Here is a 22,397-nt window from a genome sequence, read left to right on the forward strand (position 1 = left end):
ACCCTCAAGCATGGCCTCTGCCACGGCTGTCATCCGCGCTTCGGTATAGCGCGACGCGGCCGGGTTATCGCCGTCGATATTGCCAAAGTTGCCCTGCCCGTCGACCAGCGGATAGCGGACGTTGAAATCCTGTGCCAGACGCGCCATCGCATCATAGATCGCCGCATCCCCATGCGGGTGATAGTTGCCCATCACATCGCCGCTGATCTTGGCCGATTTGCGAAACCCTCCGTTGGAGGCAAGCCGCAATTCGCGCATCGCATACAGAATACGCCGGTGAACCGGTTTCAGACCATCACGGGCATCCGGCAAAGCGCGGTGCATGATCGTGGACAGCGCATAGGTCAGATAGCGATCACCGATCGCGCGGCGCAGCGGTTCGGAGACATTCATCGGATCAATCTCTGGTCGATCAGTCTCTGGGGGATCGGTTATATCTGACATAGGCGATTATGTAGCCGCGCGGCGGCAGGGCGGCAAGCGCTTGGTTACTTGCGTCTGCATTCTTTGCTGCATGGCAGCCACGGGGAGAGTATTTTCCAAATTCCCCGGTTTAGATAACTAACAATATTGTTATGGGGGACCATCTATACGTGTTTTGTAGTATGGTTGCAGAATCGAAGTCGGGGTAAATTGATGATACGTTTTATTCTTCTGTCCTTTGTTTTCATGGGCTGGGTATTTTACGAAATGAGCGGTGGTTCATCGTTCAACCCCGAAGAAATGCGGCAGGCCCGCCTTGCTGCAGCAGCCCAGGCCGAAGCGGAATTGCAGGCGAAAAAACAGGCCGAGGCCGAGCAGAACGCAGCAGTATTGATGGTTGAGAAACCAAAAACCGTGGTCGACACGACACCTCCTTTGAAGGATGGGGCCGATTTGAACAACGGGCAGGCCCCGGTGCTGTTGAACCTGACCAAACTCGAAGACGCCCCCTCGACCACGGACACGGATACGGACACGGACGGGTCCATCGCTGCAGGCGTCATGACCAATGTCGTCACCATTACATCCTCGGCGCAGACGCCCGCGATTATTCCCAGCTTGATCAGCCAACCGGGGGGGAATGACGGGCAGGGACAGACGGATTTGGCACAGTCGGATCAGCCCCAATCAGAGCTTTCAGGTTTCGAAGACATCCGCACGGTATCTGGCAACCGCGTCAATGTGCGGGGCGGGCCGGGCACCGATTTCAACGTGGTCACCCGATTGCAGCGCGGCGATGCGGTGCGCATTCTGGAAGACGCCGGCAATGGCTGGGTGCGACTGGAACCGATGGATGGGGGACCCGCCGGATGGATGGCGGATTTCCTGCTGGTCGGCGGCTGAGCAACAGACCGCATTGCCATCCAGAAAAATGCGCGCAATGAGAGTATTCCATTCAAGGGAAAGCTTTCATGCCTGACACACAACCTACCAAATCAATCCTGATCACAGGCTGCTCTACTGGCATCGGCTATGACGCGGCCCATGGCATGCGCGCGCAAGGATGGCGTGTCTTTGCCGCCTGCCGCAAGCCCGAGGACTGTGCGCGCCTGAAGGCCGAAGGGTTCGATGCCCCCTTGCTTGACTATACTGACGAAGACAGCATCCATGCAGCCCTGGCAGAGGTATTGGCCGCGACCGGTGGCACGCTGGACGCCTTGTTCAACAACGGGGCATACGGCCTGCCCGGTGCCGTCGAAGACCTGCCCACCGAAGGGCTGCGCCATATCTTTGAAACCAACTTCTTTGGCTGGCACACGCTGACCCGCGCGGTGATCCCGGTGATGCGCGCCCAGGGGTCGGGGCGGATCGTGCAGTGTTCATCGGTGTTGGGTATCGTTTCCATCCCGTGGCGCGGTGCCTATAACGCCACCAAATTCGCGCTGGAGGGTCTGACCGATACCCTGCGCATCGAAATGCGGGGCAGTGGCATTCACATCTGCCTGATTGAACCGGGACCGATCAAGACCAACTTTCGGATCAATGCGATCACCCATTTTGAGCGCTGGATTGACTGGGAAAACGCCGCCCGCGCCACGCAATATCGCGACAATCTGCGCAAACGGCTGTACGAATCGTCCAAACCGGACCGGTTTGAACTGCCCGCCAAGGCCGTCACGGACAAGCTGATCCATGCGCTGACCCATCCACGCCCCCGCCCGCGCTATTACGTCACAGTGCCGACCTATATGGCGGGTCTGATGCGGCGTCTGCTGCCAACCTGGGCGCTTGACCGGGTGGTTGGGCGCTGATTGGGTCCGGATAAGGCCCAGATAAGGGGTTGCGCTGCGGGCTTGCCCCACTACATGACTGCGTCAACGAAGGGGAAACCGAATGTCTGATGATCCACTTTTTATTGTCCTTGTCGTGGCGGTATTGGCCGTTGCGGTCGTCTTGGTGCTGGGGCTTGGGGGATTTGCTGGCGGCGGTGCCTTTAACAAGAAAAATTCCAATCGCCTGATGCGCTACCGGCTCATTGCACAGTTCATCGCTGTGATTTTGATCGTGATCTTTGTCTGGCTCAGAGGGGGACCTGCGTAATGGTTGTACTGAACAAGATTTATACCCGCACCGGCGATGCCGGGACGACGGCGCTTGGCAATGGGGAACGGGTGCCCAAATATGACGCCCGCGTCGAGGCCTATGGCACCGCCGATGAGCTGAACTGTTTTGTCGGTGTCGCACGTCTGGAAGCCACCGGGGAAACCGATGCCGCCCTGTCGCGCATCCAAAATGACCTGTTTGATCTGGGCGCGGACCTGTGCCGCCCCGATATGGCCGCCGACAAGGACGCGGAATATCCGCCCCTGCGGATGATCCCCACACAGATTGACCGCCTGGAAGCTGAAATCGACATCATGAACGCCGAACTGGAACCGCTGCGCAGTTTTATTCTGCCGGGCGGGTCCAAACTGTCTGCGCATCTGCATGTCTGCAGAACCGTTGCGCGCCGCGCAGAGCGGCTTGCCATGCTGCTGGCAGAGCGCGAAGACGTGAATGCAACGGCGGTGAAATACCTAAACCGCCTGAGCGACTGGTTTTTCGTGGCAGCGCGCATGGCCAATAATTCCGGCAAGAACGACGTGCTTTGGGTGCCGGGGGCCAACCGCTGAGCCTTGGCGCGGCCCGCAAGAGGGGCGCGGATCTGTTTCGTTCAGCGAAATAAGCTGTCGTTTTTCGGGCGCAGACAGGAAAACGCGGCGTCCATAGTGCCGCAATTGCCGATTTTGGCCTGTTTTGCAGGTAATCCATTCGTTAAACCCAGCGCAGACCATTCAAACGCTCATCCCCGCGGGGTGAGTCGCAACCAAGGAGAGAGACGCACATGAAGGTACTGGTACCTGTCAAACGCGTGATCGACTACAACGTGAAAGTGCGCGTCAAAGCGGACGGATCGGGAGTTGATCTTGCCAACGTAAAAATGTCGATGAACCCCTTTGACGAGATTTCCGTCGAACAGGCGATCCGCCTGAAAGAAGCGGGTCAGGTTGAAGAGATCGTTGTGGTCTCTGTCGGCGTGAAGCAAGCGCAGGAAACACTGCGTACGGCCCTTGCCATGGGCGCGGACCGGGCCATCCTGGTTGTCGCCTCTGACGATGTGCACAACGACATCGAACCGCTCGCGGTCGCCAAGATCCTCAAGGGCATTGTCGACGAAGAGCAGCCGGGCCTCGTGCTGTGCGGCAAGCAAGCCATCGACAATGACATGAACGCCACCGGCCAGATGCTGGCGGCCCTTATGGGCTGGTCACAGGCGACATTCGCATCCGAAGTCGAGATCGCGGGCGACAAGGCCAAGGTGACACGCGAAGTGGACGGCGGATTGCAGACCATCGAAGTCTCAATGCCGACGGTCATCACCGTTGACCTGCGCCTGAACGAGCCACGCTATGCGTCCCTGCCCAACATCATGAAGGCCAAGAAAAAGCCTTTGGATGAAAAGACACCTGCAGATTACGGCGTTGACGTGGCGCACCGTCTTGAGATCCTCAAGACCGTTGAGCCCGAAGAGCGTGCGGCAGGCGAAATCGTTGCTGACGTTGATACGCTGGTGGCTAAACTCAAAGAAAAGGGAGTTGTGTAATGGCTGTTCTTCTTCTTGCTGAAGTGACCGATGGCGTATTGTCCATGGATGCCACGGCCAAGGCCGTGACCGCGGCAAAGTCATTGGGCGATGTGACCGTTCTGTGTGCAGGCGGCTCTGCTGCTGATGCGGCGGCAGCAGCGGCGAAAATCGACGGTGTTGCCAAGGTTCTGGTGGCCGAGGATGCCACATTGGGCCACCGTCTGGCCGAAGCCACGGCAGCGCTGATCGTCTCTATTGCGGGTGATTACGAACATATCGTGGCCCCGGCAACAACGGACGCCAAGAACGTGATGCCACGTGTTGCGGCACTGCTGGATGTGATGATCATCTCTGACGCCTCTGGTGTTGTGGATGGTGACACATTCGAGCGTCCGATCTATGCCGGCAACGCGATCCAGACCGTGAAATCAACAGATGCCAAGAAAGTCATCACCTTCCGTACATCGACCTTCGATGCGGCAGGCGAAGGCGGTTCCGCGTCGATTGAGACAATCGGTGCCGCGGCTGATCCAGGTCTGTCCACATGGGTTGAGGACAAGGTTGCGGCAAGCGATCGTCCTGAACTGACGTCTGCGGGCGTTGTTGTGTCGGGTGGGCGCGGTGTCGGGTCCGAAGAGGATTTTGCACTGATCGAAAAACTGGCCGACAAATTGGGCGCTGCTGTTGGCGCGTCCCGTGCGGCGGTTGATTCCGGTTATGCCCCCAATGACTGGCAGGTCGGTCAGACCGGCAAGGTTGTTGCACCCGAGCTTTATATTGCCGTCGGCATCTCTGGTGCGATCCAGCACCTTGCCGGGATGAAGGACAGCAAGATCATCGTGGCGATCAACAAAGACGAAGAAGCGCCGATCTTCCAAGTTGCGGACTATGGCCTTGTCGCAGATCTGTTTACCGCTGTGCCAGAGTTGATAGAAAAGCTGTAAGCACGTCTGAAACAGACATGAAGAAGGCCCGCTGAACTGGCGGGCCTTTTTCGTTTTGGGAGCCCATTGTCGAGAGATACAGGCTTGAAAGAGCTTGCTGCGATGTCAGCTTTGCGGGCTTTGCTGTCGTTCGGTACGGGAGGCTAACGTCAGCCCCTGGGGTGGCGACCTGACGGCAAGTACGAAGCGCTTTATGCCAGCCAAATACGTCCTCAGAACGAGCAGAGCGCCTAGCTCAGCCAAATCGCCAGCTCAAGGGAGGGGCTGACGATAGCCGGGCCGCTTACGCGGCTGTTAACCGGCTGGGCGCTCCTGACCAACGCCCGACTTGGGCTCAATCCCGCCATTCCGAAAGTTTCCGGCGCTAGCCTTTCAAAGACAGCGTGTGCTCTCTGAGCCAGCTCATGAAGCCGCGGGGGTCTTGCTCCAGCAATTCCATCTGCGCGTCGGTCAGCGGCTCGCCGACGACGGGAGCCTGATCCTTGTTGCAGCTGTGGACGACCTCGTGCAGCAGGAGGCCTTGGCGCAGGGTGGCGGAGATGCGGTTGGCGATCTGGTAGAGGCGTGAGTTTGAACCCGGGTAGAAAATCGGAACCACGCACGCGCCTGAGCGGCGGATCATCTGGGCTGTGAAGACGTTCCACTCGCGCTCGATGACGGGGCCAAAGGCCGTATCACTTGAGGCGACAACGCCTGAAGGGAAGAGCGCGACAAGGCCGCCTTGCTTGAGATGCGCCATAGCTTTGGCGCGCATTTCAACGAATTTCTTCTGCGCATCGTCCTCATAGGGAAACGGCACAGGGATCATGTATTCGGTTGCGGCCTCGTCTATCCCTGTGAGCAGAGCGCGCGTGAGAATACGATAGTCATTGCGCACGCGTCCTACGAGATCGGCAAAGATCATACCGTCAACCAGCCCATGGGGGTGATTGGCAACAACGACAACGGGGCCATCTGTGGGAATACGATCGAGCTGTTCTTGAGGCGTTTTGAGCTCTATGCCCATCACTTTCAGAACGGCAGGCCAGAAGGCTTGGCCAGTGGGTGGACCTTGGCGCTCAAACTTACGCACAAGTCTCAGGATCGTCAGCTTGCCAGTGAACCACTCGATGGCTTTAATGATGATTGCCTTAGCGGGGCTGTCAAAAGAGTTGGCATAGGTGAGCGAGCGTCGGTCGTAGGTGTTTGGCACTACGCCCTCCTCCGTCACGATCGGCTTGTTTTGCGTGTGCTCTACCAATGTGTGCTCCGGGTTACCCTGCGCGGTTGCGCCTACATGTCCTCTCCGAACCTGTCTGCCACAAGAGCCTCAAGCGCAACAGCCAGAGCCTCGGCGTCAGGGCCCGAAGTTTCAACGTCAATAGAACTTCCGCGCGCCGCTGCCAACATTAAAAGTCCCATGATACTGTCACCGCTGGCGCTCATCCCGTCTTTTGAAACTTCAGCTCGAGCATCAAAGCCCTCGACCACTTCGACGAGCTTTGCCGAGGCGCGGGCGTGAAGGCCCTTCTCGTTAATAATTTCCAGTCGCTTTTGATGTGTCCCAGACATCGGAGCGCTCCTTATATCTGTGAGCTTTATGTAATTTGTTGACTGTCTATGTATTTACGCCCCGCATCAAGCGCCAGACGCACCGCATCGGGCACAGATTTGTGGCGCGATTTCGCGAGTTTGACGAGCATGGGCAAATTGGCCCCGTACAGGATGCGACGATTGTCACAACGGCAAGCCATGAGAGAGAGATTTGATGGGGACCCACCAAACATATCGGTCACAACGACGACGCCCTGCCCCTGATCGACGCCATCAGCTGCGGCGCAGATTTCGGCTTCTTTGTCAGTGCGGTCACAATCAGCTTCAATCGTAACTGCGCGCACACCTTGCTGGCGGCCCACAACATGTTCGACTGCGGCCAGATATTCCGCTGCCAATCCGCCATGTGCGACTATCACGATCCCGATCACGTCTTTCGTTCCTCTATAGGCTGCTTAGCAGTTGGCTTTACGCCATGCGCTGCGCGCTCCAGTTCGCGGTGTCTAATTGACACTTGCCAGCCCTCTTCTGCAAGGGCTTTTGCCAGTCTTTCCGCTAGGGTAACAGAACGGTGACGCCCACCAGTGCAGCCAAATGCGATAGTGAAATGGGTTTTACCTTCGTCGCGGTAAGCAGGGAGCAGCTCGCGAGCGAGGTCGCTGACGCGGTCAAAGAAGCTCTCAAACCGCGCATCAGCCTCGACATAGGCTTGCACCGGTCGTTCGCGGCCATCACCGCTTCGCAAAGAGATGTCCCAATGAGGATTGCGCAGAAAGCGTGTATCAAACACCATGTCCGCGCCACGCGGCAAGCCCCGCTTGTAAGAAAACGACTGTACCAAAACAGACAGGCGCGCGCCCTCTTCGCCCCCAAAGAGGCGGCCCAACTCGTCACGCAGATCATGCGGGGACAGCTCGGAGGTGTTGATCAAAATATCCGCACGTGTTCGAACAGAAGCGAGAATGTCGTGCTCTCGCGTGATGCCGATGGCCGGGTCTTCGCTGGGAGACAGCGGATGCCGGCGACGGGTTTCAGAATAGCGGCGCTGGAGCACACCTTCAGAACAATCGAGATAGAGCAGCTCCGCATCAAGGCCGTGCAGGCCAATTGCTTCTTCAAGTACCTCAAGCAATGCAACGGCAGAAAAGTCTCGATTGCGTACATCAAGTCCGAGCGCGAGTGGACGATCAAGGGGCGGGCCGTCGAGCAGGCGTCCAATCATGCTCAAAGGGAGGTTGTCGATGGCTTCGTAGCCAAGATCTTCAAGCGCATTAATCGCTGTTCCGCGCCCTGCCCCTGAGGGTCCCGTAACAAGAACCAGCTGTTTGTGCGGCGTTTCCACGCTGTGCCCTTTCAAGGCTGTGCCCGTTCAATCGAGCGTGACTATCAGGCGAAACGCCCGTCCTTAAGATATTGTAAAATCGCAGCAGGAAAATGGCTCCCCTCGACTTTGTGAACACTCGGAAACAAAAGTCCCATCAGCAGCTCTGTGTGCGAAGCGGGCAATCTTTGATGCTCTATTGTGTCAAGATTGACAAGAAGAGCAAGGGGTGTTGGCTCTGCAGGTAACGCATTGAGGATTCCGACAAAACGCGCTTCGATCTGGCCACGGATCGCTTCTGGCGCAGAAGCAATCAACCTGTCTCCGTTGCGCGTAAGAACTGTGCGGTCGTCAGAGACAAGCTCACATCCAAGCGCCATAAGTTGAAGTGCGAGTGCTGACTTCCCTGTTCCCGAGGCCCCTGTGATGAGCACAGCCCGCCCATTGCAGGCGACAGTGCTGGCGTGAACGGTGAGCGGAACAGACGGGTCAGCTTGTTCCATCTGAGCTTAAACCGGAAGACCGACGACGAAGCGCGCACCAAGAGGCTCGGATGTCGCATCAACATCGGTTGGACGGATGTTTTCAGCCCAGATGACGCCGTCGTGCGCCTCGACAATCTGTTTGGAAATCGCGAGGCCAAGGCCGGAATTATTGCCGAACTGTTGCTCTGGTCGCTCAGAATAGAAGCGCTTGAAGATTTTGGTGAGAGCCTCTTCAGGGATGCCGGGGCCTGTATCTTCTACCACGACAAGCACACGGTTTTCGCGCTGTCGCGCCCAAACGCGAATGGCATCGCCATCTTCGCAGAAGGAAATTGCGTTGCTGATCAAGTTTACGAAGACTTGGGCGACACGGGCTTCAAGCCCTGCAAGAATGATAGGCTGCTTGGGCAGGTCTGAAATAAAATCAATACCTTTAGACTTGGCGTCTTCGCCGACAAACTGGCAAAGATTATCCAGCATTTTCAATAGGTCAAACTCTTCCCGCTCCTCTTTAACAAGCTCTGAATCAAGCCTTGAGGCATTGGAAATATCACTCACCAGACGATCAAGGCGACGAACGTCATGGTCAATCACACTGAGGAGCTTGTCGCGCTGATCATCACGCTTTGCGACACGGAGTGTGCCCACTGCTGAACGAAGCGAGGCAAGCGGGTTTTTGATTTCATGGGCAACATCAGCTGCGAATTGTTCGTTCGCGTCGATACGGTCATAGAGGGCAGAGACCATCCCGCGCAGAGCCCCTGAAAGGCGGCCAATTTCGTCGGGCCGTGCAGTAAGATCGGGAATGCGGATGCGGCCAGGGGCAACATTGCGGCTGTCACGATCACGGTCAAGTTCGGTAGATGCGGCGAGATCACTCAGCGGATTTGCGATTGTGGAGGCAAGCACGAGGCTCAGGCCGATCGAAATAATCACACCAACAAGAAACATTTGAAGCACTCGCTCACGCTCTAGCCTTACCAGATAATCGATTTCACCTGATGTAGAGGCGAGCACAACGACGCCCACAACGTTCTGGCCTTGGCGCACGGGTGTCGCCACGGTGAAGCTGCCGCCTGTATCAAGAGCATTGTTGATCTGGGATTGGCCACCCATTGCGCCAACAACGATACTGCGTGCCATCACTTCGAGGGGGGGCTGTTCCGCCTTCCCGCCGCCAACAGGTGCGGAGACGAAAGACCAGAGCGCATTGAGGCCGTCTGTGAGATAGGTCGTCGCGGGCTCATCGTTCACGCTTTCCAGATCGGCACTCAGACCGCGGCCTTCCATGCGCGCCACCAAGGTTTCGGCGCGATCAAAAAGCAGAACTTCAAGACCTTCTCGCAGATCGAGCCCTTGCAGTGCAGCCTCGGGATCAATCCCATCTCCTGTCGCGAGATTGACGGGGGCGCCCACGGGCATTTGCGCTTCGATCACATCAGCGACGAGCTCGGCTTCGCTGATCAGACCTTTGGCGCGCTGAAGCGCCAAGCCGTCACGTGAGGAGTTGAGATATAGAATTCCCGCCAGAAGGAGAGACATTGCGATGAGGTTAAACGTGATGATTTTTCGAGCCAACGGTGAACGGCGCAATGAGAAAAAACCGCGGCGCTCACGGCGCGCGCGGATATTCTCATCAACCGTGCTGCGCGGAGCGATAAAATCATCCCCCAGTACCACATCACCGTTTCGCTCTGGTGCCATGTTTTGCACCGCCATCCTCTTGGCCCTGCCCTTCTCGGCTATTATTCTTCGTTATATCTGTAACCGATGCCATAAAGTGTCTCAATCGCCGAGAATGTCTCGTCAACTGAGCGCATTTTTTTGCGCAGGCGCTTGATATGGCTATCGATTGTACGGTCATCAACATAGACCTGATCATCATAGGCCACATCCATCAGCTGATCGCGGCTTTTCACAAATCCAGGACGCTGTGCGAGCGCTTGCAACAACAAGAATTCTGTCACCGTTAGAGAGACGTCTTTGCCTTTCCAGGCAACAGCATGACGCAGCGGGTCCATTTTGAGGTCGCCACGGTCCATGACTTTGGTTTCTTCTGTTTCGGGGATCACTTCGCCTGCAATCGCATCCTGACGACGCAGGAACGCACGGATGCGCTCAACAAGAAGACGCTGGGAAAAGGGCTTTTTGACGTAGTCATCAGCGCCCATGCGCAAGCCGAGAACCTCGTCAATCTCATCGTCTTTTGACGTGAGGAAAATCACAGGCATTGTTGTTTTTTGACGCAAGCGCTGGAGCAAATCCATGCCATCCATGCGAGGCATCTTGATATCAAGCACTGCCATGTCGGGGAGTTTTTTGTTGAACGCGTCAAGCGCTTGCTGACCGTCGTGATATGTTTCGACCTCGAAGCCTTCGGCTTCAAGGCACATTGCTACGGATGTCAGAATATTCCTGTCATCGTCCACAAGGGCGATTTTAGACATCTTACTCTTCCTTATACTACTCTTAATGCCACGTCTTTTTTCACCCACCATTGCCTTATTTGGGCTTTTGATCAATCCCTTGAAGCGAATCAGTTAGTCAGGTGAGTCGATTTTGTCTCACAAAGTCCTGAGAAATGGCTAAATTGCCTCACTTTCTCCATCTTCTACCTTTGATAGGGACAAGATACCGCCTCTGGTTGCGCTAAACTTGCCTTGATTGCGCTAACTGTGGCGTTGCGCCTGTTGCGACACAAAACCGTCATGTTATGAGCAAGCCAAGTTTGGCCCCGCCTTCGGGCGCCGCCCATTAACAAGAACTGCCAAAATTGGCGAAGGAGCATTCCGCATGACATCAGGACGCGTAAACCCCAAATTCACCCTAGACGATCAAGGTATCACAGGGCTTGGCACTGTTTACTACAACCTGATGGAACCCGCGCTTGTCGAAGCCGCGCTGAAAGCAGGCGAAGGCACATTGGGCCAAGGCGGGACATTCCTTGTGACCACCGGAAAGTTTACGGGCCGTTCGCCCAAAGACAAACATGTTGTCAAAACCGCCTCTGTGGCTGACACAATCTGGTGGGAAAACAACGCCGAGATGAGCCCTGAGGGGTTTGATGCGCTCTATGAAGACATGATCGCCCATATGAAGGGCCGTAACTACTATGTGCAGGACTTGGTGGGCGGAGCTGATCCGCAGCTGGCGATCAATGTGCGCATGGTGACAGAGCTGGCGTGGCACAACCTTTTCATCCGTCACCTGCTGCGCCGCCCAGAGCGCGAGGCGCTCAATAGCTTTATTGCCGACTTTACAGTGATCAACTGCCCGAGCTTCCAAGCTGACCCTGCCAAGCACAACTGCCGCAGCGAGACTGTTATTGCGATGAACTTTGATCGCAAGATGATCCTGATCGGCGGGACAGAATATGCGGGCGAGAACAAGAAGTCTGTTTTCACTCTACTGAACTACCTGCTGCCTGAAAAAGGTGTGATGCCGATGCACTGCTCGGCCAACCACGCCACTGGCAACCCTGTCGACACCGCGGTCTTCTTTGGTCTTTCGGGTACTGGCAAAACAACACTCTCTGCTGACCCACAGCGCACGCTGATTGGTGATGACGAGCACGGCTGGTCAGACAAGGGTACATTCAACTTTGAGGGCGGCTGCTACGCCAAGACCATCAACCTCAACGCAGAAGCCGAGCCAGAAATCTATGCAACCACGCAGAAATTTGGCACGGTCATTGAGAACATGGTTTTTGATGAAGAAACCAAAGAGCTGGATTTTGATGATGACAGCCTCACGGCGAACATGCGTTGCGCCTATCCGCTAGACTATATCTCAAACGCGTCGGAGACTGCCCTTGGTGGTCACCCCAAGAATGTGATCATGCTCACATGCGATGCCTTTGGCGTTCTGCCTCCCATTGCGCGCCTCACACCAGCACAAGCCATGTATCACTTCCTGTCAGGTTTCACCTCGAAGGTTGCTGGAACAGAGCGCGGCGTGACTGAGCCAGAGCCCACATTTTCAACCTGCTTTGGCGCGCCCTTTATGCCGCGCCGTCCAGAAGCCTATGGCAACCTCTTGCGCGACAAAATCGCCAAGCATGGCGCAACTTGCTGGCTTGTGAACACAGGCTGGACGGGTGGCGCATATGGCAAGGGCTCACGTATGCCAATCAAAGCGACGCGCGCTCTTCTGACGGCGGCGCTTGACGGGTCGTTGAATGATGCGACCTTCCGCAAGGATGAGAACTTCGGCTTTGATGTTCCTGTGACCGTCAAAGGCGTCGACGCGGCGCTTCTCGATCCACGTAGCACATGGGCCGACGGAAACGCCTATGATGCACAGGCAGAAAAGCTCGTGGAAATGTTTGCCGAGAACTTCCAGCAATACCTGCCATTCATCGACGAAGATGTAAAAGCGGCTGCTATTGGCTAATGGCGTGGGGGGGTACCCTCACTCTTCAAGATACTGAACGGCGTCTCTTTGGAGGCGCCGTTTTCCGTTCAAAGGCCCATTACGCCTTTGCGGATCAGGTTGAGCCCTGCCACGAACAGAAAAATCTGCGTAAGGCGCTTGAAGTTTTTCTGGTCAATGCGGTCATGCCACCTGAAGCCAATCTGCAAGCCAAGCAGCGCCGGAACCAACATTGCCACCGAAAAGGGCAGTGTTTTGGCATTGAGTACGCCTGATCCGATATGGGACATGACCAAGAGGATCGCACCCAAGCCATAGATAATCCCTTGAATGCGCAGGCTCTCTTTTTTGGCAACATCAAGCGCGCTGAGATACATCACGGTGGGAGGGCCCCATATTCCTGATAGGCCGCCAATGGCCCCTGCAGCAGCGCCAAACAACGCTTCAAAGCGCTTCGGTGCATGTTGAAAACTCGGCGACCATCCCAAAAGCTGGATCGCTGTGAACAGGCTGACAATTATGCCGATGGATAAAAGCATTATGTGTGACGGTATAACATTCACCAGCTGGGCAAAGCACAAGAGGAACACGCCGCCGACCACAAGGAATATCTTGAAGCGCTTTACCGCGCCCCAAACTTCGTCGGCGCCATGGCGAAACGCCTGCTGAAGGTTGGTTGCCACGGTCGGCAATATCAACGCAGCAAGTGCGAGCTCGGGCGCGATAAAGCTTGAAAGGCCCGAGATCATAATCATCGGCATCGCAAAGCCGACCATGCCTTTGACGACCCCTGCGAGGAGCGTCACACCAAGCGCAAGACAGAAAAGAGAAGGCGTGAGACCAGAAGAAATAATATCCATGGCAAGGTCTTACGCCTCAAAAAAACAAAATACACGCGTAATTTTTGATCATTTTGCCGCAGCGCAACGTAGCAATATTGCGCTGCACTTGCATAATAGCTAAAAACGGCTCACCAGAGAAAAAAGGCTGATTCACTCATGGACGGACATATGACAATGGCTCAAGATACGCTTCTTCCCGATTTGCTGACTTTGACAGGCGCGGCAGTTGCCCCAGCCGAGTCTCTCTTGGCAAAGGCCATTGAGCGCGTACGCACAGATGTGAGCACGGAAGGCCGCGTATCGGCGCAGCTCTTGGAAGAGAACCAAACAGCCGCGCACGGGCTCGCTTGGCTGGCCACGTATGTTGAAAGCCTGCGCCAGATGCAAAAATGGGCCGAAGGTCTGAAGGCCAATGGCCAGTTTGGCACAATGGAACAGCTTATTCACCAAATCGCGTTTGGAGAATACCTCTGGCAGATCTACGGCGGGATCCAGATGAACCAAGGCGAAGTTGTGCGCCTTCAGGACATCGGGCTCTCGCAAGATGACGCGCGTACTTTGATGAACACTGAAGTGAGCCTCTTGTGCGAAAAGGGCAATACCCAAGCCGCGCGCTTGGCGCTCGTGGCCTTGATGCAAGAGGGCAAAGCAGAGTTCACCTTTGGCAAGACTGGTCTTGAGGATGAGCTGGAGATGATCCGTGAGCAATTCCGTCGCTACGCCTTGGACAAGGTCGCGCCCTTTGCGCATGAGTGGCACTTGAACGACGAGCTGATCCCGATGGAAGTGATCGAAGAACTTGCCGAGATGGGCGTCTTTGGTCTCACTATTCCAGAAGAGTTTGGCGGCTTTGGGTTTAGCAAAGCCTCGATGGTTGTTGTCTCCGAAGAACTCTCACGCGGATACATCGGAGTTGGTTCACTCGGCACACGCTCTGAGATTGCGGCTGAACTGATCCTCGCAGGCGGTACGCAAGAGCAGAAAGAGCACTGGCTCCCCAAGCTCGCGAGTGCCGAAATCCTGCCGACTGCCGTATTTACCGAGCCAAACACTGGCTCCGACCTCGGCGCCCTGCGCACACGCGCCGTGAAAAACGAGGCGGGAGACTATGAGATCACTGGCAACAAGACATGGATCACCCATGCGGCGCGCACCCATGTGATGACACTTCTGGCGCGCACGAACCCTGACAGCCCCGACCATAAAGGTCTGTCGATGTTTTTGGCCGAGAAGACGCCAGGAACCGATGAGGCTCCCTTCCCCACCGAGGGCATGACGGGCGGCGAAATCGAGGTTCTCGGCTATCGGGGCATGAAAGAATATGAGTTGGCGTTTGACGGCTTTAAAGTGAAAGGCGCGAACCTCTTGGGCTCCGAAGAAGGACAGGGCTTCAAGCAGCTGATGCAAACCTTTGAGGCCGCACGGATCCAGACTGCTGCGCGCGCTGTGGGTGTAGCCCAATCTGCACTGGATGTAGGCTTGCAATATGCCGAGGACCGCAAGCAATTTGGGAAGGCACTAATCCAGTTCCCCCGAGTCGCAAGCAAACTCGCAATGATGGCCGTTGAGATCATGGTGGCACGGCAGCTCACTTATTTCTCGGCTTGGGAAAAAGACAACGATCGCCGCTGTGACCTTGAGGCTGGGATGGCCAAGCTTCTGGGTGCCCGGGTGGCGTGGGCTGCTGCCGACAATGCGCTGCAAATCCACGGCGGCAACGGCTTCGCACTGGAATACCAGATCAGCCGTATCCTCTGTGATGCTCGCATCCTCAACATCTTTGAAGGTGCCGCAGAAATTCAGGCGCAAGTGATCGCACGAAGACTGCTTGGCTAACCAGCATGTCTTTTTCTTTTTCTAAATATCCTGGGGGTCTGGGGGCAAAGCCCCCAGCCGGTCGGCGCGCGAATGCGCGTCGACAAACCTAACTCTTCTTGATGTCCTGCCAGGGCTTTGCGGTCAGGCCACGGTATTTAATCGTGAGCTCTGCGGCCATATCACCCTCTTCTGGTACGCCAATAACAATGCCTTTGGTGCTGCGCTGGCTACGGCGCGCAATAAGGCTGTCGTGGCTGATCGTGGTGCGTTGGGAGACACGGCGTGTCCAACTGTGCAGTTTCTCATACATAGCCGAGATGATACTGGCGTGGGCCTCGCTTGCGCCAAGGTCGACGAGCTCGTCGGGATCCCGTTCCAGATCAAACAGCATCGGCCTGTCGCCTGTTTCAAAGTGGATCAGTTTGTAGCGGGCGTCGGCGACCATATACATGTTGGCTTCCGAAACGCTTGCTCCTGTAAGGCGAGCGACGGGTGCTCCAGAGTAGTCGTACTCACAGATAACAAAGCTGCGCTCTGTGTCCTGAGCGGTCCCGTGCAGCAAGGGGACGAGGCTTTCCCCCTCAAGGATATGGGGCAGTACCTTGCCACCTGACATCTCAAGGAAGGTTGGCGCGAGGTCGATGCTTTCCACCAAGGCTTCACTGACTGTGCCACGGGTGGCGTCGGCCTGCGGGCTGGGATCATAGATGATGAGCGGAACCCGAACGCTTTGTTCATAAAAGAACGTCTTTTCGCCAAGCCAGTGATCGCCCAAAAAATCACCATGGTCAGAGGTCAGAGCAATCACGGTATTGTCCCATCGGCCTGTTTCTTTGAGCCACTCAAAAAGCCGGCCCATTTGGTCATCGACTTGTTTGATCAAGCCCATATAGGCAGGGATTACGCTCTCTCGCACATCATCGCGGCTGAAAGACTGTCCGACTGGCGTATCCATGAAAGCTTTCAGAACAGGGTGTGCCGTTTGACGTTCCGCATCAGAGCGGACGACAGGCAAGACATGTTCGGGCCCAAACATAGACGCATATGGCTCAGGAACGATATAGGGCCAGTGGGGCTTGATATAGCTGAGATGTGCGCACCACGGACCTTTGGCCTTCTCTATGAACTCCATTGCACGGCCCGTCAGGTAGGGTGTTTCGCTGTCGGACTCTTCGATATTAGCGGCATAGGCCGAGTTCTTCAGGAACCAGCCTGAGATGACGTTGCCATTTTCATCAAGACCAGAGTTGGCAAAGTCGTGCCAAGGGTTGTCACTTTCGTAGCCTTTGGCGCGCAGCCAGTCATTATAGGCTAGAGCGCCGCGGGGGTCGTAGGAGCCGTCGGGGCCTTCGGGCTTCATGCCGTCATCCCGCTCAAAAACATCAAAGCCGCATTCCGCAACGCGCACCCCGATCACGCTGTCTGGCTCAAGCCCGAGGCGTGCCATGCCCTCGGCATCGGCTTCCATATGGGTTTTGCCAATCAGCCAACTGTCGACACCAGCCGCGCGCAAATGATCGCCCAGAGTAAGCTCGCCGACCTTGAGCGGGATCTTGTTGTTGCTTGCACCATGGCTCTGCACATAGCGGCCCGTATATGTGCTCATCCGCGAGGAGCCGCAGATGGGCGACTGAATATAGGCACGGTTAAAGCGCACGCCTTGGCTTGCGAGCCAGTCAATGTTTGGGGTGTGAAGATGTGGATGACCATAGCAGCTCAAGTAGTCCCAGCGCAGTTGGTCAAACATGATGAAGAGAATGTTTTTTTTGTCTGACATTGGGGGAGCCTTGCGGTTGGGTGACGTCATCAACAACTTTTAGGGCAAAAGACACGAGCCGCAAGATGTCTCCTGCGGCTCGCTCTTGTTCTAACGGCGGAGACTATCCGCTCAAGACGTCCATTCCCACGGGCGCACGAAGCTGCCAAGCACTTGGCTCACCTCTTCCTCTGTTGCGCTGTTGGCCGTGAGCTGGGCCACGAGGCCGCGTTTTTTATCATCAACAACAGATGTGACACGTGCAGAGACCCCCGCCTCTTCAAGTGCCGCATTGTAGACACGCGTAATCGCTGATTTGCGCAGATCCGGCTTGAAGACTTTTCCCACAGCCGTCTTTGGAAGCTCAACGAGCACCTCAACATGCTTGGGGATCGCCGCTCGCTCGTGGATATGCTTTTTGGCATGGGCCATAAGATCATCCGCCGTAGCTGTTGCACCGGCCACCAGCTCAACATAGGCGCAGGACAGCTCACCCGAATGGGCATCGGGCTGGCCGATTGCGCCTGCGAAAGCAACGTCCTGATGGGTTAGAAGCGCATCTTCAATTTCGGCAGGGTCGATATTGTGACCGCCACGAATGATCAGGTCTTTCGCACGGCCAGTGATCCAGATGTAGCCTTCTGGATCGATCCGACCAAGATCACCTGTACGCAGATATTTGTCATGGTAGTAAAGATCGACGTTTTTATCTGCCTCTGTATAGGTGTTGCCCGCGTAGACGCCGGGACCCGCGACACAGATTTCACCAATTTCGTCAGGGGTGCATTCGACAGGCCCATCACCTTTCTGCGCGATGATTTTCACGTCATTATAGGGGAATGGAAGCCCGACAGAGCCCACGCGTTTTTCCCCATCCACAGGGTTGATCGAGACAAGAACTGTTGCTTCTGTCAGACCGTAACCTTCAATAATCTGAATGCCTGTCGACTTTGTAAAACGGTTGAAGAGTTCAAGTGGCATGGGGGCCGAGCCTGAAAAGGCGTTTTTGACCTTGGACACATCAGCATCCACAGGGCGCTGCATCAAAGCAGAGACCGCCGTCGGAACTGTGATGATGAATGTCGTGCCCCAGCGCTCGCAAAGCTTCCAGAAGTTATCAAAGACGCCATCACCGCGATAGCCTGCAGGTGTCGGGAAGACCACGTGAGCACCCGATTTGACCATGGCCATGAGAATAACGTGGCAGGCAAAGACGTGAAACAGCGGAAGCGGGCACATGACGCTCTCGTATTCGTCAAACAAGAGTTCTTGGCCGAGCCAGCCTTGGTACACAATCCCAGAGTTGAGATGTTGCGCGACTTTTGGCATCCCCGTTGTCCCACCTGTGTGGAAATAGGCTGCGACACGGTCGACTTTGCGATCTTCAAAACTGAGCGTTTTTGGCTGTTTTGCCATCTCTGCGTTGAAGCTTTTTACATCCGCGTGATGATTGACGTTCATCTTCGGACGCACGAGCGGGACGATCCAGCTCTTTGGCGGCGTGAGGTAGCGGTTGAGATCCACCGTGAGGATCGTATGGACATTGGGCGCGTGCTTGACCGCCTCTGCCGTTTTCTGTGCGACGTCTGTTTTGGGGAAGTTGCGCAGGGTCACCACGACCTTGGCTTTGGTCTCGCGCAGAATTGCGCCGATTTGCTCTGGCTCAAGCAGTGGGTTGATCGGATTAACGATACCTGCAGTCATACCGCCGATCAGGGCAACGGCTGTTTCCGTGGCATTCGGCAGGACAAGCGCGACTACATCGCCTTCCCCTACACCAAGACTGCGGAAGAGATTGGCGGCCTGACAGACCTGATCGTGAAACTGGCTCCAGCTCAATGTCTCGGCCTTATCTGTGGCGCCAGACATGAGCTGATAACTTATGGCAGGACGATCCGGAAACTTTGCCGCCGTCCCGGCGAGCATTTCATAAACCGTGGTTGGCACATCACGTGCACTCCACGGCATTTCATTGGTCATGTCTAAACTGTCTTGTAGTGACCCAAACTTCATGTTGCATTTCCTCCCCATTGGCCCATTTTTTGGGCACTCTATAAACATATAGTGTAGGGGTTTGAGTTTTCACGCAATAGCCCCGGCGCAACGTCAATTTCGTGCACTTTACCGGGTTTCGCCTTTTCAAGAACTGTTGAAAAGCCATATGATCCAATCTCAACCCCGCCTTTGCTTTGGAGCGAGCCAATGAAGATTGCAACTGCAGCCTACCCTGTCAGCTGGTGTTCGACATGGGAAATCTATGCACAAAAGCAGCGCGACTGGGTGATGAAGGCATCGTCCAATGGTGCGGATTTAGTTGTTTTCCCCGAATATGGCGCAATGGAGCTGGCAGCGCTTGCTGGCGAAACGGCCGCAGGCGACATCCAAGGCTCGATCGATGCCGTGAGTGAGCGCCAGCCTGAGATGAACAAGCTCTTTGCCGATCTGGCCGAAGAATTTGCGATGCATATTCTTGCGCCCTCAGCACCGGTGCGGGAAGCCACCCGAACCGTAAACCGCGCAGGGCTTTTTACCCCAACGGGCGTTGCTGGGTTTCAGGACAAGCAAATCATGACCCGCTTTGAGCGCGATGATTGGAATGTATCAGGTGGCGGGCCATTGAAGCTCTTTGAGACAGCAATCGGCAAAGTCGGCGTGCTCATCTGCTATGACAGCGAGTTTCCACTTTTGGGGCGTGCGCTGGTCGAAGCCGGCGCCGAAATTATCCTCGTACCTTCCTGCACCGAAGCGCTGGAAGGGTATTGGCGGGTACGTGTTGGTGCGATGGCGCGCGCACTTGAGGGGCAGTGCTTCACCGTCATGTCTAGCCTGATTGGCAATGAACCGCGCCTCTTCGGTGTCGAGAGCAACTCTGGAATGGGGGGGATCTTTGGTCCGATGGATCAGGGGTTTCCACCCACAGGTGTTTTGGCGGAAGGGAACCTGAACAAAGCAGGCTGGACCTATGCCAGTGTGGATAGGGCCAAGATCGCACATGTCCGCGCCGATGGCCATGTTCTCAATGCATTGCATTGGGGGGAGCAGGCCCCACGCGCCTCAGATGTCACACTGGAGGCCTTGGCCTAAGAAAGTCCTTGAAAAACCGCGCTGATAGGCGCATTTAAGCCGCGCTTGCCAAGACCGGCATGCGAAACTCTAGGAGAGACCATGGCCAAGGAAGAACTGCTCGAATTCCCCGGTGTCGTAAAGGAACTCCTGCCGAATGCGACATTCCTGGTCGAGCTGGAAAACGGCCATACGATCATCGCACATACGGCAGGCAAGATGCGCAAAAACCGCATCCGCGTTCTGGCTGGCGACAAAGTTCAGGTGGAAATGACACCGTATGATCTGACGAAAGGTCGGATCAACTACCGCTTTAAATAGGCATGAAACTGATCCTCGGCTCAGGCAGCCCGCGTCGGAAAGAACTTCTGGCGCAAATCGGCGTTGTGGCCGATGCTATTCGCCCGCCAGATATTGATGAAACACCGCAAAAGGCCGAGCTGCCCCGCCCCTATTGCGCCCGTATGGCGCGGGAGAAGGCCGAGGCCGTTGTCGCTGCGCTGGATGAGATCGTGCTCTGCGCGGATACCACCGTGGCACTCGGGCGGCGCATTTTGGGCAAGCCAGAAGACGTCGCCGAGGCTGAGCGTTTCTTACGCCAGCTTTCTGGGCGACGTCACCGAGTCATTACATCTGTGGCTGTGAAGAAAGGCGAGACGCTCTGGGAGCGCGACGTTGTCACGACAGTCAAGATGAAGCGACTCTCCGACAGCGAGATCGCAGGCTACCTTGCTACAAATGACTGGCAAGGCAAAGCTGGCGGCTACGCAATTCAGGGGCCCGCTGGGGCGCTTATACCTTGGATACAAGGTTCGTTTACGGGCGTTGTTGGCTTGCCACTCAGTGAAACCGCAGCGCTGTTGCAAGCCGCGGGCTATCCGCTTTGGAGGACCCCATGAAGGGACGTCAGATTATTCTAGACCATTTCGGTGCACGCGAAGCAGCGGCACTCATGGTAGACGGGCAACTCCACGATCTTCTGATCGATGCAGACGCCCCCCGGCCAGGAACGGTCTATCGCGCTCGTGCGACCAAGCCCCAGAAAGGGCAAGGTGGGATGTTTTTGGAAACGCCCGACGGCAATGCCTTTTTGAAACAGGTCAAGGGCATTGCGCCAGGCGACATGCTGACTGTCCAACTCACAGGCTATGCCGATGAGGGCAAGGCCTTGCCCGTGACGACCAAGCTGATGTTTAAGTCACGCTATGCGATTGTCACGCCGGACGCGCCAGGCCTAAATATCTCACGTCAGATACGGGAAGATGAGCGACGCGACGCCTTGATGATGATTGCAAAAGAAGAAATGGCAGGCCTCGGCTTTGGCCTGATTCTGCGTTCGTCTTGCGACGAAGCCGAAGATGAAGACATCGCTGAAGATCTGCGTGCGATGGTTGATCTGGCGCAGACAGTTGTAAACGACACAGCCGCAGAACCCGAAACTTTGACCGAAGGCGACGGCCCGCATGTCCTAGCGTGGCGTGACTGGGTTGAACCCGCCGATGTTGTGACCGATGCGGGCAGCTTTGAAAGCCATGGTGTTCTTGAGGCATTAGACGCTCTGAGAGAGCCCGAAGTTCGCCTTGCTGGTGGAGCCTCACTCGCAATTGAGCCGACACGTGCGCTGATTGCTGTGGATGTAAACACTGGCGCGGACGGCTCTTTTGCAGCTGGTACACGCGCCAACTTTGCCTGTGCCAAAGAACTGCCTAAACAGCTGCGGCTGCGCGGCCTAGGCGGACAGATCACAATCGATTTGGCTCCCATGCCCAAAAAGGACCGCCGCGGCTTTGAGGCCTCCCTGCGTGCCGCTCTTAAAGCAGACGGCATCGACACCGTGCTCGCAGGCTTCACGCCACTCGGGCACTATGAGCTGCAACGCAAACGCGCGCGCCTGCCTCTGAATGAATTGCTCTCAGGGCTGCTGTCATGAGCTGCCCGATATGCGCGAATGAAACAGATACGCGCTACAAACCGTTCTGCTCACGGCGCTGTGCCGACATCGACCTCTCTAAATGGCTGGGAGGTGGATATGCCCTGCCCTCAAACGATCCGGAGGACACAGAACACCTTGCGGACGAGATAGAAAAGCAGGCGCAGAAGCCGCATTGAAATTTTGCGCAAAAAGCCTCTGGACACCGCCCCGCCCCTCGCCTAGAACGCCGCTACCCAGATCGGTTTAAACCGCATCACCCGTGCCCGGGTAGCTCAGGGGTAGA

24 protein-coding genes are annotated in these 22,397 nt (G+C 56.0%); 13 read left to right on the forward strand and 11 right to left on the reverse strand.

Annotated elements, in window-relative coordinates:
- Positions 1-444 (reverse strand): DNA gyrase subunit A (locus P8O11_RS09220; protein ID WP_300293816.1); only part of this gene is annotated, 444 nt, incomplete at its 3' end.
- A 192-nt stretch (positions 445-636) separates the two neighbouring features.
- Here P8O11_RS09220 and P8O11_RS09225 point away from each other — a divergent pair.
- The 6 genes from P8O11_RS09225 to P8O11_RS09250 all read left to right on the forward strand — a co-directional run bounded on the left by P8O11_RS09225 (position 637) and on the right by P8O11_RS09250 (position 4,992).
- Positions 637-1,326, forward strand: a complete 690-nt coding sequence (locus tag P8O11_RS09225; RefSeq protein WP_300293817.1) for an SH3 domain-containing protein — start codon at positions 637-639, stop codon at positions 1,324-1,326.
- 68 nt (positions 1,327-1,394) lie between these two features.
- Positions 1,395-2,234, forward strand: a complete 840-nt coding sequence (locus P8O11_RS09230; RefSeq protein ID WP_300293818.1) for an SDR family oxidoreductase — start codon at positions 1,395-1,397, stop codon at positions 2,232-2,234.
- A gap of 82 nt (positions 2,235-2,316) precedes the next feature.
- Positions 2,317-2,523: a twin transmembrane helix small protein gene (locus tag P8O11_RS09235; RefSeq protein WP_300293819.1), complete on the forward strand. Its 207-nt coding sequence runs from the start codon at positions 2,317-2,319 to the stop codon at positions 2,521-2,523.
- Positions 2,523-3,095, forward strand: coding sequence for a cob(I)yrinic acid a,c-diamide adenosyltransferase (locus tag P8O11_RS09240; protein ID WP_300293820.1), 573 nt, complete (start codon positions 2,523-2,525; stop codon positions 3,093-3,095). Before P8O11_RS09235 ends, P8O11_RS09240 begins: the two co-directional genes overlap by 1 nt.
- A gap of 212 nt (positions 3,096-3,307) precedes the next feature.
- On the forward strand, positions 3,308-4,066 hold the full coding sequence (locus P8O11_RS09245) for an electron transfer flavoprotein subunit beta/FixA family protein (protein ID WP_300293821.1): 759 nt from the start codon (positions 3,308-3,310) through the stop codon (positions 4,064-4,066).
- On the forward strand, positions 4,066-4,992 hold the full coding sequence (locus P8O11_RS09250; RefSeq protein WP_300293822.1) for an FAD-binding protein: 927 nt from the start codon (positions 4,066-4,068) through the stop codon (positions 4,990-4,992). Before P8O11_RS09245 ends, P8O11_RS09250 begins: the two co-directional genes overlap by 1 nt.
- Before the next feature lie 364 nt (positions 4,993-5,356).
- Here the strand turns inward: P8O11_RS09250 and P8O11_RS09255 are convergent, their stop codons facing one another.
- The 7 genes from P8O11_RS09255 to P8O11_RS09285 all read right to left on the reverse strand — a co-directional run bounded on the left by P8O11_RS09255 (position 5,357) and on the right by P8O11_RS09285 (position 10,778).
- Positions 5,357-6,184 (reverse strand): lysophospholipid acyltransferase family protein, encoded by an 828-nt coding sequence (locus P8O11_RS09255; protein WP_300293823.1) that lies wholly within the window; start codon positions 6,182-6,184, stop codon positions 5,357-5,359.
- 80 nt (positions 6,185-6,264) lie between these two features.
- Positions 6,265-6,543: an HPr family phosphocarrier protein gene (locus tag P8O11_RS09260; RefSeq protein ID WP_089889252.1), complete on the reverse strand. Its 279-nt coding sequence runs from the start codon at positions 6,541-6,543 to the stop codon at positions 6,265-6,267.
- Between the two features lie 26 nt (positions 6,544-6,569).
- On the reverse strand, positions 6,570-6,956 hold the full coding sequence (locus P8O11_RS09265; RefSeq protein ID WP_089889249.1) for a PTS sugar transporter subunit IIA: 387 nt from the start codon (positions 6,954-6,956) through the stop codon (positions 6,570-6,572).
- A complete protein-coding gene (rapZ, locus tag P8O11_RS09270) occupies positions 6,953-7,867 on the reverse strand; it encodes an RNase adapter RapZ (protein WP_300293824.1) in 915 nt (304 codons plus the stop codon). Before rapZ ends, P8O11_RS09265 begins: the two co-directional genes overlap by 4 nt.
- Positions 7,868-7,911: 44 nt before the next feature.
- Positions 7,912-8,349, reverse strand: coding sequence for an HPr kinase/phosphorylase (locus P8O11_RS09275; protein ID WP_300293825.1), 438 nt, complete (start codon positions 8,347-8,349; stop codon positions 7,912-7,914).
- A gap of 6 nt (positions 8,350-8,355) precedes the next feature.
- On the reverse strand, positions 8,356-10,035 hold the full coding sequence (locus P8O11_RS09280; RefSeq protein ID WP_300293826.1) for a sensor histidine kinase: 1,680 nt from the start codon (positions 10,033-10,035) through the stop codon (positions 8,356-8,358).
- 41 nt (positions 10,036-10,076) lie between these two features.
- The gene (locus P8O11_RS09285; RefSeq protein ID WP_300293827.1) at positions 10,077-10,778 is read right to left on the reverse strand and encodes a response regulator transcription factor; all 702 of its coding nucleotides are present in this window, start codon (positions 10,776-10,778) and stop codon (positions 10,077-10,079) included.
- Between the two features lie 346 nt (positions 10,779-11,124).
- Between P8O11_RS09285 and P8O11_RS09290 the strand changes: the two genes are divergently transcribed.
- Complete coding sequence (locus P8O11_RS09290; RefSeq protein WP_300293828.1) at positions 11,125-12,723, forward strand: phosphoenolpyruvate carboxykinase; 1,599 nt, start codon at positions 11,125-11,127, stop codon at positions 12,721-12,723.
- 68 nt (positions 12,724-12,791) lie between these two features.
- Here P8O11_RS09290 and P8O11_RS09295 read toward each other — a convergent pair whose 3' ends face one another.
- A complete protein-coding gene (locus P8O11_RS09295) occupies positions 12,792-13,562 on the reverse strand; it encodes a sulfite exporter TauE/SafE family protein (RefSeq protein WP_300293829.1) in 771 nt (256 codons plus the stop codon).
- A 156-nt stretch (positions 13,563-13,718) separates the two neighbouring features.
- Here P8O11_RS09295 and P8O11_RS09300 point away from each other — a divergent pair, with 156 nt between their 5' ends.
- A complete protein-coding gene (locus P8O11_RS09300) occupies positions 13,719-15,380 on the forward strand; it encodes an acyl-CoA dehydrogenase family protein (protein ID WP_300293836.1) in 1,662 nt (553 codons plus the stop codon).
- 88 nt (positions 15,381-15,468) lie between these two features.
- On the opposite strand, the gene P8O11_RS09305 is transcribed toward P8O11_RS09300, so the two are convergent.
- Positions 15,469-17,139, reverse strand: a complete 1,671-nt coding sequence (locus P8O11_RS09305) for a sulfatase-like hydrolase/transferase (RefSeq protein WP_300293830.1) — start codon at positions 17,137-17,139, stop codon at positions 15,469-15,471.
- Positions 17,140-17,250: 111 nt separating this feature from the next.
- The gene (locus P8O11_RS09310) at positions 17,251-19,131 is read right to left on the reverse strand and encodes an acyl-CoA synthetase (protein WP_300293831.1); all 1,881 of its coding nucleotides are present in this window, start codon (positions 19,129-19,131) and stop codon (positions 17,251-17,253) included.
- Between the two features lie 189 nt (positions 19,132-19,320).
- On the opposite strand from P8O11_RS09310, the gene P8O11_RS09315 reads away from it, so the two are divergent.
- From P8O11_RS09315 to P8O11_RS09335, 5 genes are all read left to right on the forward strand, one after another.
- Positions 19,321-20,202 carry a carbon-nitrogen hydrolase family protein gene (locus P8O11_RS09315; RefSeq protein ID WP_300293832.1) on the forward strand — a complete coding sequence of 294 codons (882 nt, stop codon included), beginning with the start codon at positions 19,321-19,323 and terminating at the stop codon, positions 20,200-20,202.
- Between the two features lie 81 nt (positions 20,203-20,283).
- Positions 20,284-20,502 carry a translation initiation factor IF-1 gene (gene infA, locus P8O11_RS09320; RefSeq protein WP_008186030.1) on the forward strand — a complete coding sequence of 73 codons (219 nt, stop codon included), beginning with the start codon at positions 20,284-20,286 and terminating at the stop codon, positions 20,500-20,502.
- Positions 20,503-20,504: 2 nt separating this feature from the next.
- A complete protein-coding gene (locus P8O11_RS09325; RefSeq protein WP_300293833.1) occupies positions 20,505-21,080 on the forward strand; it encodes a nucleoside triphosphate pyrophosphatase in 576 nt (191 codons plus the stop codon).
- The gene (locus P8O11_RS09330) at positions 21,077-22,111 is read left to right on the forward strand and encodes a ribonuclease E/G (protein ID WP_300293834.1); all 1,035 of its coding nucleotides are present in this window, start codon (positions 21,077-21,079) and stop codon (positions 22,109-22,111) included. The genes P8O11_RS09325 and P8O11_RS09330 overlap by 4 nt, the downstream gene beginning before the upstream one ends.
- Positions 22,108-22,290: a DNA gyrase inhibitor YacG gene (locus tag P8O11_RS09335; RefSeq protein WP_300293835.1), complete on the forward strand. Its 183-nt coding sequence runs from the start codon at positions 22,108-22,110 to the stop codon at positions 22,288-22,290. Before P8O11_RS09330 ends, P8O11_RS09335 begins: the two co-directional genes overlap by 4 nt.
- The last annotated feature ends 107 nt before the right edge of the window (positions 22,291-22,397 follow it).

This window comes from Lentibacter sp. (assembly GCF_029254145.1).
Classification (GTDB): Bacteria; Pseudomonadota; Alphaproteobacteria; order Rhodobacterales; family Rhodobacteraceae; genus Lentibacter.